At 42.4% G+C, this 13,431-nt stretch carries 13 protein-coding genes; 9 read left to right on the top strand and 4 right to left on the bottom strand.

Going from position 1 to position 13,431, the window contains the following annotated elements:
• The first annotated feature begins 64 nt into the window (after positions 1–64).
• From aroC to PZB74_RS05655, 7 genes are all read left to right on the top strand, one after another.
• Positions 65–1,141: a chorismate synthase gene (gene aroC, locus PZB74_RS05625; protein WP_302241384.1), complete on the top strand. Its 1,077-nt coding sequence runs from the start codon at positions 65–67 to the stop codon at positions 1,139–1,141.
• Between the two features lie 197 nt (positions 1,142–1,338).
• Positions 1,339–1,890, top strand: a complete 552-nt coding sequence (locus PZB74_RS05630) for a carboxymuconolactone decarboxylase family protein (RefSeq protein WP_302241386.1) — start codon at positions 1,339–1,341, stop codon at positions 1,888–1,890.
• 74 nt (positions 1,891–1,964) lie between these two features.
• Positions 1,965–2,609, top strand: coding sequence for a peroxiredoxin-like family protein (locus tag PZB74_RS05635; protein WP_302241387.1), 645 nt, complete (start codon positions 1,965–1,967; stop codon positions 2,607–2,609).
• Between the two features lie 132 nt (positions 2,610–2,741).
• Positions 2,742–3,212: a MarR family winged helix-turn-helix transcriptional regulator gene (locus tag PZB74_RS05640; protein WP_302241388.1), complete on the top strand. Its 471-nt coding sequence runs from the start codon at positions 2,742–2,744 to the stop codon at positions 3,210–3,212.
• A gap of 800 nt (positions 3,213–4,012) precedes the next feature.
• Positions 4,013–4,171: a hypothetical protein gene (locus tag PZB74_RS05645; RefSeq protein WP_302241389.1), complete on the top strand. Its 159-nt coding sequence runs from the start codon at positions 4,013–4,015 to the stop codon at positions 4,169–4,171.
• 47 nt (positions 4,172–4,218) lie between these two features.
• On the top strand, positions 4,219–4,377 hold the full coding sequence (locus PZB74_RS05650; RefSeq protein ID WP_302241390.1) for a hypothetical protein: 159 nt from the start codon (positions 4,219–4,221) through the stop codon (positions 4,375–4,377).
• A 45-nt stretch (positions 4,378–4,422) separates the two neighbouring features.
• Entirely contained in the window at positions 4,423–4,581 is a 159-nt protein-coding gene (locus PZB74_RS05655) for a hypothetical protein (RefSeq protein ID WP_302241391.1), read from the top strand.
• 78 nt (positions 4,582–4,659) lie between these two features.
• On the opposite strand, the gene PZB74_RS05660 is transcribed toward PZB74_RS05655, so the two are convergent.
• Positions 4,660–5,973 carry an amidohydrolase gene (locus PZB74_RS05660; RefSeq protein ID WP_302242754.1) on the bottom strand — a complete coding sequence of 438 codons (1,314 nt, stop codon included), beginning with the start codon at positions 5,971–5,973 and terminating at the stop codon, positions 4,660–4,662.
• A 111-nt stretch (positions 5,974–6,084) separates the two neighbouring features.
• Positions 6,085–7,698, bottom strand: coding sequence for a phosphoenolpyruvate carboxykinase (ATP) (gene pckA / locus PZB74_RS05665; protein ID WP_302241392.1), 1,614 nt, complete (start codon positions 7,696–7,698; stop codon positions 6,085–6,087).
• 305 nt (positions 7,699–8,003) lie between these two features.
• Between pckA and PZB74_RS05670 the strand changes: the two genes are divergently transcribed.
• Together PZB74_RS05670 and PZB74_RS05675 are read left to right on the top strand one after the other, a co-directional pair.
• The gene (locus PZB74_RS05670; RefSeq protein WP_302241393.1) at positions 8,004–9,020 is read left to right on the top strand and encodes a sodium:calcium antiporter; all 1,017 of its coding nucleotides are present in this window, start codon (positions 8,004–8,006) and stop codon (positions 9,018–9,020) included.
• Positions 9,021–9,818: 798 nt separating this feature from the next.
• The gene (locus PZB74_RS05675; RefSeq protein ID WP_302241394.1) at positions 9,819–11,303 is read left to right on the top strand and encodes an SLC13 family permease; all 1,485 of its coding nucleotides are present in this window, start codon (positions 9,819–9,821) and stop codon (positions 11,301–11,303) included.
• Here PZB74_RS05675 and PZB74_RS05680 read toward each other — a convergent pair.
• Together PZB74_RS05680 and PZB74_RS05685 are read right to left on the bottom strand one after the other, a co-directional pair.
• On the bottom strand, positions 11,300–12,253 hold the full coding sequence (locus PZB74_RS05680) for a calcium/sodium antiporter (RefSeq protein WP_302241395.1): 954 nt from the start codon (positions 12,251–12,253) through the stop codon (positions 11,300–11,302). The genes PZB74_RS05675 and PZB74_RS05680 overlap by 4 nt on opposite strands.
• 147 nt (positions 12,254–12,400) lie before the next feature.
• Complete coding sequence (locus tag PZB74_RS05685; RefSeq protein ID WP_302241396.1) at positions 12,401–13,381, bottom strand: glycosyltransferase; 981 nt, start codon at positions 13,379–13,381, stop codon at positions 12,401–12,403.
• Positions 13,382–13,431 lie beyond the last annotated feature (50 nt).

Below are 13,431 nucleotides of genomic sequence, written 5' to 3' on the forward strand. Positions count from 1 at the left end.
TGGGCTTTATCGCCTTAGCTGCTACATTTGTCATTCTATATCATATCTATTTAGCATTAGCGGCATGGGAAACTCTTTTGGCACTTTATTTAAAATTTCAACTTACGGTGAATCTCACGGCAAATCTATTGGAGTAATTATTGACGGTTGCCCCGCTGGTATGCCTCTGGATGAAGAGCTTATTCAGAAAGATATGGATCGTCGTAAGCCCGGCCAGTCTAAAATTACTACCCAGCGCAAAGAGAGTGATACTTTTCAGATACAGTCTGGCGTATTTGACGGCAAAACCACAGGTACTCCTATCATGATTCTGATTCCTAATGAAGATCAGAGGAGTAAAGACTATTCGCATATTGCTGACAAATTTCGCCCTTCGCATGCTGACTATACCTACCATAGTAAGTATGGCATCCGTGATTACCGTGGCGGAGGAAGAAGCTCAGCACGCGAAACAGCTGCCAGAGTAGCTGCCGGAGCTGTGGCTAAACAGTTTCTTAAGCATAAAGGCATAGAAGTGTCAGCTTATGTATCTCAGGTAGGTACGCTCCGTCTACAGAAAGCGTATCAGGAACTAGATTTAAGCCAGACTGAAAATAACATTGTTCGCTGCCCCGATGCTGAGGTTGCTGAACAGATGATTGAGCTTATAGATACTACACGTAAAAATAGAGATACAATTGGCGGTATCGTAAGCTGTGTTATTCAGGGAGTGCCTGCCGGATTGGGAGAACCCGTTTTTGATAAACTACATGCCGAGCTAGGCAAAGCCATGCTTAATATTAATGCCGTTAAAGGGTTTGAGTACGGCAGTGGTTTTGAGGGGGTTGCTCTTAACGGATCCGCACATAATGATGCGTACTACAAAGATGGCGAAGAAGTACGAACCCGCACCAACCACTCGGGAGGTATTCAGGGAGGTATTTCAAATGGTGAAGACATTTACTTCAGAGTAGCGTTTAAGCCAGTCGCTACCTTAATGCAAGATCAGGAGAGTGTAAATGAGGCTGGAGAAGTAGTAACTGTATCAGGTAAAGGACGCCACGATCCCTGTGTTGTGCCTCGTGCGGTACCAATCGTAGAGGCAATGGCTGCTTTGGTTATTGCAGACTACTATTTGCTCAACCAAACCACTAAACTTTAATAATAACACTATTTTTATCTTTGGCCCCTTCACTAAAAGTAAAGGGGCTTTTTTATAGCTTTAGCTCTCTGCAATAAAACAAAACCACTTTTCATCCTGGCTTTCAACCACTTATATCAAAAAGTAAAGTTTTCCAATTTTAATGTAACTACATTAATGTAGCTACGTTATTATTCTCATCATTTAATTAGAAAATCATGAAAAACTTCATAATACCGACAAAAGACCAGGTTGATGACAAAGGAAAAGCAATCTTTGATCAATTAGAAAAAAGCATAGGTAAAGTACCTAATCTGTATGCTACTATTGGTCATTCGTCAAATGCATTGGAAGCCTACCTACAGTTTCAGCAGGCACAGGCTAAAGGTAGCTTCAACGCTAAGGAAAGAGAAGCTGTAAACCTTGCCGTTTCTCAGGCTAACGCATGTCAGTACTGCCTGGCAGCGCATACCACCATCGCTAAAATGAACGGCTTTACTGAAGAAGAAACTTTGCAGTTAAGAGCAGGCACTATTGAGGACGCCAAGCTAAGAGCAATTACCAGACTCTCTTCGGCTATAGTACATAGCCATGGTAAACCCGCTCAGGAAGAATTGGATGCCTTCTTCGAGCAGGGGTATGACGAAAAAGCTTTGATGGACCTGGTGTCTTTGGTTGCTGATAAGTCTTTATCTAATTATGTACATAACATCACTCAGATAGCCATAGATTTTCCTGAAGCCAAACCTTTAGAACAAGAAGTTTATTAATTCAATATAAGTTTAGTACTCATCAGCATAGGGACAAAAATTTCTATGCTGATATTTTTTTTAAAACAATTCATATGAGTTTACAAGCAGAGCTAGAAGCCTACAAAGAAAAATTTTTGCAGAAAGCAGATCAAAATAAAATTGAGGCCTTTGAGGGTGGCATACAGGAAGTGATACAGAGTGGCATTCTCAAACAGGCTTTGAACACTGGCGATCAGGCAATTTCTTTTACTCTTAAAAATGCCAAAGGTCAGGAGGTAAGTCTGGATAACTACTTAGAGAAGGGGCCAGTAGTACTTACCTGGTACCGCGGAGGGTGGTGCCCTTATTGTAACTTAAGCCTGAAACATTTGCAGCAATATTTACCTCAGTTTAAAAAAGAGGGAGCCAATCTGCTCGCACTTACACCCGAACTACCAGACAAATCTTTATCCACCCAGGAGAAGAATGAACTGGAGTTTGAGGTACTTAGTGATGTTAACAATACCGTAGCCCGACAATATGGGTTGGTATTTCAGCTGAATGATACCGTAAGTGGATATTATAAACAAGCTTTTGATCTGGAAGTATATAATGGCAACAATAGCGACGAACTTCCGCTGGCAGCTACTTATGTGATAGACTCATCAGGCAAAATTCGCTACGCTTTTCTGGATGCAGATTACAGAAACAGAGCAGAACCTGAAGAGGTACTTAAACAACTTAAGCAATTAAGCTAAAACAATTTTCCTCTTTCCAGTTTCTGAAGTTAATGTAGTTACAGAATGGCTGTCTGCTCTTTAATCATTAATTTGAGCAGACTTTCAGGCCTTACCTGAAAAATACGTATTACTATTTACGTCCTATAGACTATGAAACTGGAAGAGGAGATTCACCAACCCAACTTTTATAATAAACATCATAAGCTTCGCATCAATTTACTTTATACTTTCAATTGGTTCAGGGCTCAGATTAAGTCTTTTTTAGATCAATATGAGCTTACTCAGCAGCAGTTTAACGTACTCAGGATACTAAGAGGTAGCTTTCCAGACCCTATTAGTACCAAAGAAATAACCCGGCGTAGTGTAGATCGCTATACCGACTCCTCACGTGTAGTAGACCGCTTGCTAAAGAAAGGACTTGTTAAAAAGGAAAACTGCCCCAATGACAAACGTCTGGTACATGTTACCATCACCTCTCAAGGTCTGGAGCTGCTACTGTGTATAGACAAACAGATGGACGGCCTGGATAACATTACAAAAAACCTGAATGAAGAACAGATTGATCAGCTAAATACTTTGCTAGATACGCTAAGAGGCGAAGATCGTCTGGATAAAGAATAGCCATCTCTCTTTCTCTATCATACCATGCCCTCTTTGCTATGTCTAGCTGCCCAAAATAGATAAATTGAAAACTGTTCTGCTGAACCTCATTTCTGGTACAAAACGGTTTTGTAAAATATTTCGGCTGATTGTGTGGCCCTAGCAGAGATTTTGGCCATATCTATTGTGAGAAAAATTATCAAAATGGTAGCCTGAATTCTCATGGATATTCAGCACTTTTTAATTTTAGCGGATTACATTACAGCTTCATAGGCCGCTCTAAGCGCTTTTTTGCCTGATAAAATATGGAAATTCTCACTTGCGTAGCTGAGTATATTATTTCTATCCTCGCTGGCTCCTTTTTACCTGCTTTTAATCCATAAAACTGCGAGTGAACTATATTTTGCAAAAAAACAGCTGTTTCAGGGAACTCAATGTTATATAACTATTAGAAATCAAATTTTAACTTTTTAAATATTGTTTTTAACAAAATACCTTTCTTCGTTCTAATGTTATCAAAACACTAAATACTAGGTGTTATACCTAGAGGCTTAAGATACATTAGTAAGCACAAACCCCTCAAGCGTTAGAAGTAAGAAGTATGAGTCTCTGAACTCAACAAAAAGCACTTTCATTGGAATAATACTACTCCATTAAGCTTCATTTTTTTTACAAAACCTCCACCTAAAAAGGGCTAATCTCACACCCTATTGCTTAGACATAAGCAACCTTCTACCTTTGAATTGTCTACAGAAGGTATCTAAAAACAGCCCTTAAACATTGAATTAACACTGATTATTAACCATCAACCCCATCAAATCATGAAAAAATTTACTAACAAATTCAGCCTTCTTACCCTAGCTTTTGTTTGCTCTTTTGCCTTTAGTATTAGTAGCTGTACAGAGGATATTATCGACCCTGACCAGAGTGCTATGCCTCCTAAAAATCTAATTAAAACTCCTCCCAGAAAAAACAGATAAGTCAGTAGACATACTTATTTATTTCAATTACTAAAATTCAATAAGTCATGAAAAAATTAACAAATAAATTTAGCCTACTTACCTTAGCTTTTGTGTGTTCTTTTGCATTTACAATAAGCAGTTGCACTGAAGATCTTATGGAACCTGACCATAGTGCCATGCCACCTAAGCACCTGATCAAAACTCCTCCCAGAAAGAACAGCTAATCACTTTCCTGAAAACTTTTTAGAATATTATAATCCAACGCAATCATGAAAAGATTTGTCAACAAATTCAGCCTACTTACCTTAGCTTTTGTGTGTTCTTTTGCATTTACAATAAGCAGCTGTAGCGAAGACCTTATGGAGCCCAACCATAGTTCCATGCCTCCTAAGCATCTGATCAAAACCCCTCCCAGAAAGAACAGCTAGTAACCCTCTAGTTGTATCACAGAAAAAAAGGCTATTGCCTGCAAAACAATAGCCTTATCGGGTTTAGGTGGGTAGTACTTATTTACCCATGGTTTCCTGTTTGCTCATGTAGTCTATGGTAAGATTACTTAAAGCTTTTACGCCTAGCTTCAGGCCGCTATCATCTATATAAAAATCTGGCGTATGATGCGGGGCCGCCTCCTCAGCAGTCTTATCGGCAGGCATACCTCCTAAAAAGAAAAAGAAACCCGGCACTTCCTGGGCAAAGTAAGAAAAGTCTTCTGCCCCGGTAACAGCCTTACGAAGAAATACATGATCATCTCCGGCAGTTTGCTTGAGCGATTCCGCTGCCCAGGCAGTAAGTTCAGGGTCGTTATAAGTAACCGGATACCCCCGGGAGATATTTACTTCTACTTCTGCTCCGGCACTTTCTCCGATGTTGGTAGCGATCTCACGAATTCTCTTATGTATTTTATCCTGCATCTCTGGGTCCAGTGAGCGTATGGTACCGATCATCCTTACCTCTTCAGGGATGATATTGCTACGCACGCCTCCTTCAATTTTGCCAATAGTCACTACTGCTGGAGCTTTAAGTAGTTCCAGATTTCTGCTGACTATAGTTTGCAACCCCATAACAATCTGCGAAGCGGTAACGATAGGGTCTACACCCGACCAGGGATAAGCTCCATGTGTTTGCGCTCCTTTCACTTTAATTTCCAGACCATCTACACTAGCCATAGTCCCTTCCGAACGATACCCAATGGTGTTAACCTCCGTTTGTGAGTTAATGTGCAGACCAAAAATCACATCAACATCAGGGTTTTGCAGAGCTCCTTCTTTAATCATCAGGTCGGCCCCGCCTTCCTCTCCTTCCGGAGCTCCTTCTTCAGCAGGCTGAAAGATAAACTTTACCGTACCAGTCAAATCTTTTTGCATCCGGCTAAGTGTTTCGGCTACGCCCATTAAAATAGCTACGTGGGTATCGTGTCCGCAGGCATGCATTACACCTACCTCTTCCCCATTATATTCTGTTGTTACTTTAGAAGCAAAAGGCACATCTACGCGCTCTACTACAGGCAGGGCATCCATATCGGCACGCAAGGCTACCACCGGTCCAGGCTTTGCCCCCTTGAGTATGCCAACCACACCAGTATGCGCAACCTCAGTCTGTACGGCTATTCCGAGTGATTTCAGATGTTTGGCAACCATTTTCGCCGTACGGAACTCTCGATTGGAGAGTTCAGGATGCTCATGTATATCTCTGCGCCAACTCACCACTTTCTCTTCTATCTCATCAGCTATCTTCTCTACCTGAACGGACAGGTCTTGTGCTTTGGCAGGGCTGCCAAACATGCCCAAAAGCAATAGGCTAAGTAGTATATTCTTGCTCATCATAATCTTTAGGTTAGGATTCGGGAAAAACGTAATATCACTACTAATGGGCAAAAATAAAAGGGTGCAACCCACTGGCCGCACCCTTCTTTTTAATTGACTATCAAACTATTATGAAAAAGTCTGTACAACAGGACCTCCTTCTCTGATCTCCTCATTGGCATTCTCAGCAAACTTTTCAAAGTTTTTAGCAAACTGAGCTGCCAGATGGTTCGCCTTATCGTCATAAGCGTTTTTGTCTAGCCAGGTATTACGAGGATTTAATATTTCAGCGGGAACCTCCGGACATTGGGTAGGCATCAATACCCCAAAAACAGGATGCGCTTCGTATTCTACCTCATTTAACTGACCTTCTAGGGCGGCGGTGATCATAGCCCTGGTATATTTAAGCCTAATACGGCTGCCTATTCCGTAGGGCCCTCCTGACCATCCGGTATTAATCAGCCATACATTAACTTGCTGCTGCTCCATCTTTTTGCCTAAGAGCTCCGCATAGCGCGTAGGGTGCAGGGGCATAAAGGGAGAACCAAAACAGGCAGAGAAAGTGGCAACCGGCTCAGTAATGCCTGTTTCTGTACCTGCTACTTTAGCCGTATAGCCTGAGATAAAGTGATACATCGCCTGCCCAACCGTTAGCTTTGAGATAGGCGGCAATACCCCATATGCATCGGCTGTGAGAAAAAATATATTTTCCGGCACCCCTCCTACTGAAGGGTGCCTGGCATTTGCGATATGGTAAATAGGGTAGGAAACACGGGTATTTTCTGTAACCTCCTTATTGGTATAATCTACCGTGCGGCTCTCTGGATAGAAACGCGTATTTTCCAGTATGGCACCAAACCTAATTGCGTTCCAGATTTCCGGCTCATTCTCTTGAGAAAGGTTAATTACTTTTGCATAACAACCACCTTCAAAGTTAAAGACACTATCTTCTGTCCAGCCGTGTTCATCATCACCAATCAGGTAGCGATTAGGGTCGGCAGAGAGCGTGGTTTTTCCGGTGCCAGATAGCCCGAAGAAGATCGCGGTATCGCCATCTTTACCCATATTGGCACTACAGTGCATAGAAAGCACATTTTCCCGCTCAGGTAGCAGAAAGTTAAGCACACTAAACACGCCTTTTTTGGTCTCACCGGTATAGCCGGTGCCTCCTACCAGAATTATCTTTCGGCTAAAATTAATGATGGCAAAATTCTGATCACGCGTACCATCAACTTCCGGCACTGCTTTAAAATCCGGATTAGCGATAATGGTAAAGTCAGGGCTAAAGTTGTCCAGCTCCTCCTTCTCCAACCTTAAAAACATGTTGTAGCAAAACATATTATGCCAGGCCTGGGTATCTATAACTCTGATCTTAAGACGATACTTAGGGTCAGCACCAGCGGCGGCATCGCGTACATATACCTTCTTGCCTTCCAGCGACTTGATCATCTTATCGTACAATTGATCAAACTTAGCAGGCTCAAAAGGAATGTTGATGTTTCCCCACCATACTTTGTCTTTGGTAAGCTCATCTTTCACGATAAAACGGTCTTTGGGAGCCCGCCCGGTAAATTTACCGGTGTCGCACATCAGGGCGCCGGTGTCAGTCAGCACACCTTCTCCACTCTTGAGGGTTTCTTCTACCAGAGCAGCAGGGGGGAGATTCCACAAGACAGGCTTGCTTTCACGAATTCCCATACTTTCCAGTTCCTGAAGAACCTTTGGGTTGTTAGTCGTTTTCATAAAAACTGTTTTGGAAAATGTTGTTTAATCGTGTTTAGGAGACGCTCTATACAAATGTCGTTTTGTATACCCTAAACATCTATGACTTATATTATGCGCAAAACTGATAATAGTCAGCTTTACGCCCTAGGCTGACTAATATATTGATATGATTTGTGATCTTCTAATTTTATTGCTGGTCTTTTGTATTGGATAAGTGCAATTACTTAGCATATATTTTAAGGCTTAGTTTACGTGCTTGCAATGAGTTCAAACACTAGGGCCGTCATGGCGTTATGGAGGTAGTTTTTTAAACCTTTTTGCTTTTGGATTCGCTAATTTTTTATGTGCTGGCTGCAGTTGGTGGTACAGCTATCGTATGGTGGGGCGGCGATATGCTGGAGTCTTCTTCTGACAAGCTGGCTAATTACTATCGTCTGCCTAAAATATTTCATGGAGCTATTATTGCCGCAGTTGGCTCCAGCTTTCCAGAGTTAAGCAGTTCAGTCATCTCCACGCTCATTCATGGGGAGTTTGACCTGGGAGTTTCAGCTATCGTGGGTTCAGCTATTTTTAATATACTGGTAATCCCTGCCATTTCGGGCCTTGCATCAGGTAAGCTTAGCGCCAACCATACGCTGGTATATAAAGACGCTCAGTTTTACATTACTTCTGTAGCCGTACTACTGCTCGCTTTTTCTTTTGCTGTCATCTACAATCCGGTAGAAGGGAAAGCACTGACCGGTGAGGTTAATCGTTACATCGCCCTGATTCCCTTTCTGCTATACGGGCTGTATATCTTTTTGCAGTTTCAGGATGTAAAAGAAGAACGCAAGAATAATAAAGCAGAACGACCTAAAGATATTTCTGCCCGCAAGCAGTGGATTCGTTTACTACTAAGTCTGCTACTTATCGTAGTAGGTGTGGAAGGGCTGGTACGTGCGGCGCTGGGGTTTGGAGAATATTTTAATACGCCCAGTTTTCTTTGGGGACTCACAATTATTGCAGCAGGTACCAGCCTGCCCGATGCTTACGTAAGTGTAAAAGTTGCCCGAAGAAACGAAGGGGTAGTAAGCTTGGCTAATGTGCTGGGTAGCAATATTTTTGATTTGCTGGTAGCCGTACCTGTAGGGATACTTATTGCTGGCACTGCCCCTATAGACTTTACTGTGGCCGCTCCAATGATGGGCTTTCTTACATTTGCTACCATTGTTCTTTTTGCCAGTATGCGTACCAAGCTCGAGCTAAGCAAAACCGAATGCTGGGTACTGCTAGGTCTGTATGTTATTTTTTTAGCCTGGATGATACTAGAAACTATCGGGCTTAGCAGTATAGTGAGATAGCAGGTTTGGTGTATCATAGAAGGTTAAGACTCTAAACAAACACTCAGGGCAGTTTCGCGCCTGATACTGATCTCTCCATACCGATTGCTTAACTACCTTAAAAGGTATATACTCTTTCTTTTAAAGGACTTTTACACAAGCTGCATGGTGGTGAGGATGGAGGGGCAAATGCCCTGTCTTTGCAGCCTGCTTGTTTCTGTTTATAAAGAAGCGACATAAACCTACAGATACATTACTTCTTGCAAAACAGACATGAGTAAACCTTACAGATAGCTTACTTCTGCGTACTAAGAAGGCACATAACCTTACAGTAACATTACTTCTTACAGCCAGGAAATGACAAAACCCAGAGGTTTGATGGCTTCTGCACTGAAAGAAACAGGATAACCACAAAGAATCAGGACTTCTTCATCACCAGAAATGGCAAAGCTATACACTTATATGTCTTCACCACTCACAGAAAGGAGAAGAAGCGTCAGTCATATGTTTGAATGAGCTGGATTTGCCTCCCCTCTACATTCCTTCACAATTGTGTATCTATCAGCTATGAAATAATGGCCGTCTCTTACGGTTTCGGGCTCTACCTCAATACTTAGTATCCTCACTTACCTACACCAGACTACCTATAGCCCATGGTTTGAGCCTATTCCAAATCTCTGTATTTCTTTAGTAACAAGCAGACTCCCATACTTTTGTGCCACACGCATTTTCGTAATCATAATTAAATTAGGTGGAGTGTAAAAAATACTGCGGCACAGATGTAACTTTATCTGTTGAACAAGGCATACCTCGCATACTTTGAAGATTAGATTTAAAAACCGTTTTCCACGCTTTGCCGAAGAACTGAAGCGACTCTCCCATTGGGAAGATCTGGCAGAAGTAAAACCGCCCATTCCTTCTCGCAGGCTCCTGCTCTTTATCTCGGCAGTGGTGCTGGATATACTATTGGTCAGAGGGCTTTTTTTATATAGCGATTGGCAGCAGGAGGCGATCTACATGAGTGGCATATTTGTGCTCGCCGCATTGCTCTGGATTACAGAAGCCCTGCCATTGTTTGCTACCGCTATTCTCATTATTGCGCTGGAAATTATTCTTCTGGCCAATCCGGGAAACTGGGCAGGCCTTGGCTTTGAAGGGGGGTACTCTCCTGACTATCGTGAGTTTCTGGCTCCGCTCTCCAATCCGGTAATTGTATTGTTCTTTGGAGGTTTTATTCTTGCCCATGCCGTACTCAAAGAGGGAGTAGACAAAGCTATGGCAAGCGGAATACTACGTGCTTTCGGGGGCAAACCCATCTTTGTTATGCTGGGTCTAATGCTAATCACCGCTTTCTTTTCTATGTGGATGAGCAATACCGCTACTACCGCAATGATGATCACCCTCGTCTACCCTATATTAAAGCAGATACCAGACAAAGACCCTCTACGGAAAGGGCTTTTACTTTGCATTCCTTTTGCGGCGAATATTGGAGGAATGGGTACTCCTATAGCCTCTCCACCCAATGCTGTAGCGGTTTCATTTCTTCAACAGTCAGGTTTTAGTATCAGCTTTCTGGAATGGGTGCTGATTGCCACACCTCTGATGCTGTTTTTACTTCTGTTTGCCTGGTTGTTTCTGTACAATAACTTTAAACCATCAGATAGTAATCTTTACCTTAAACCTGAAGCCCGAAAAATAGATACCCGTGGCTGGTATGTGATTCTAATAATGGTGCTTACAGTGCTACTCTGGCTTACCGACCGCTGGCATGGCCTCTCTACAGCAGTAGTAGCACTATTTCCTGCAATTGCTTTTACTGCTACCGGCCTGCTAAGCCGCAGTGATGTAAACTCACTGGAGTGGCATATCCTGATTTTGATTATGGGAGGTATTGCCCTGGGCGTAGGGATGCAACTAAGCGGACTGGATGAGATATTTGTTACCTTTTTGCCTTCAGAAGGTAAAATGGTGCTCAGTGCTATGGTTTTAGCCACCCTTTTGTTTAGTACCTTTATCTCAAATACCGCTGCGGCAAACCTTCTTCTACCGATAGGAATATCTTTTGCCATGCAGCCGGAGGGGGCAGAAGCAGGTAGTCCGGTACAGCTTGCCATCAGCATAGCACTGGCAGCCTCACTGGCTATGGCGCTTCCTATTAGTACGCCACCTAATACTATCGCTTATAGTAAAGGAGACCTGCTTAGCAGTGATTTTACAAAAGCAGGTCTGGTTATCGGGGCATTAGCCATTATGCTCATTATCGCATTAGGAGGTACAATCATCAGCTTCTGGACCTCCTACTAACCTCGTTCCAGTAGAAAGACGATGTAAGCCACATAGCATAGCAGAAAAATAACTCCACTGATTCTACCCACGGCTTTTTTCTTCTCCAGACTGACTGAAAGTATCAATAAGGTACTGGCGAAAATGATCATTAGTATATCAAAATTGCTAAGCACATTAAAAGGCAGAGGGTGCACCATGGCGCTTATGCCTAGTATCCAGAGTATGTTAAAAATATTTGAGCCTACTGCATTGCCTACGGCAATATCAGTATTGCGCCTTTTTGCCGCTACCGCAGAAGTTACCAACTCTGGTAAAGACGTACCTATCGCCACTACAGTAAGACCGATAAAACTTTCGCTCATGCCTAGCAGAGTGGCTATATGCACTGCACCATCTACTGTCCATTTGCCTCCTAAAAACAGGGCAAGTACTCCTAAAGAAATTAAGCCAATAGCCTGTAGCATAGGGCGCTCCTGATAACTATCTGCCTGCTCATTACCCTCACGGGCCACTTTAAATACATAAAGCATAAAAAGCAGAAAGAAAAAAAGTAAGATAGCTCCGTCTAAGCGACTGATAATAAGGCCGGGAGTCTGGTCAAAAAGGGCGGCATTAGCTAGAAAGCCTACTAATAATGCAGCCATCAGAGAGAAAGGTATTTCGGACATTACGGTGCCGCGCTGTAAAGGTAGCGGGTAAATTAGCGCAGCTACTCCCAGAATAAGAAGGATGTTGGCAATATTACTTCCAAAGACGTTGCCGACCGCCAGCTCTGCGCTTCCATTAAGGCTGGCAAGTATATTTACAATTAGCTCTGGCATAGAAGTGCCGAAAGAAACTATGGTAAGACCAATAATTATATCTGGCACATTATATTTCTTAGCAATAGAAGATGCTCCGTTTACCAGCCAGTCAGCACCTTTGATCAATAGGATAAATCCGAGTACAAATAAGAGGTAAACCCACATAACATAACCTGGTATAAGAGTGCGATATTACTGAAGATGTTGACAGAAAATACAAGAGCCGTCAAAATTTTTTACTGTATGCCTTGCTGTATTTAGCACCTACGCTATTATTGCCTTACCACAGTGAAAAGCATCCAACGATCTAAACTAGTAAAAAGGTAAGTTCTTTTCTTCAGGATCAAATATATGTTTAGGACGTTGAGCGTTCAGGCTATGGCCGTTCATAACTTTTTCATAAAGAGCCAGGTAGCTATCTGTCATCTGCTTTACGCTAAACATGTCCATCACCCGCTCATGGCAACGCCTAGGGTCGTAACTTAAAGGAGCAGAAAGCTGTTCTATGAGTTCGTCTTTGCTTGCAGACAGAAAACCTACCTCTTCGGTTACTATCTCTGGTAATGAGCCGTAGGGGGTACCAAATACCGGGCAGCCATAGTACATACTTTCAGTAATTGCTATACCAAATGGCTCGTACCAGATTACAGGAAAAATGAGGCCTTTAGATTTTCTTAAAACATTATTTTTTTTCTCTCCTCCCTGCATACCATGAAATTTAACATGCGTATCCAGAGTGAGTCGAAATCCCATTTTAAAATTTAGCCGATGCCCTCCTACAACCTCTAACTTTTGTTTGCTTTTACGAGTAATCTCTATAGCGCCTTTAAGGTTTTTTACGTGCCAGGCAGCCTTTGCTAAAAAGTGGAAGTAAGATTTTTTTCCCTTTAAGTCCAGACCAGGGTAGTCGTCAGGGTCAATTCCATTATATACAAAAGCTTCGGCATGATGCCTTTTGGCATGGTCATGAGACACAAAAACCGTATTGATGTCATACTCTTTGGTAGGCACCGTATTAGACTGCATGTTAAACAGGTAAGGCTTCTTTAGCGGACTTTCAGGCTCTACATAAAGGTGCACTACATCTATATCTTCGGGAATTTGCTCGTTTATGTCTACCTCTGACTGATAAGTAAGTACTCTGGCAAAATCACAACTAGAACCTTTACCCACCAGGTAGGTGATATTATGGCCTCTACGTACCAACTCTTTGCCTAACCACCATATAATTCGCTGTATACCTCCATAGGCATAAACCGGAATAGTATTTTTATATACAATACAGATATTCATAACTTTCTTTACGGGTAAAAAAATGTTTTACGCCTATACTGGCTTCAGCT

Source organism: Porifericola rhodea, from assembly GCF_030506305.1.
GTDB classification, from domain to species: domain Bacteria; phylum Bacteroidota; class Bacteroidia; order Cytophagales; family Cyclobacteriaceae; genus Catalinimonas; species Catalinimonas rhodea.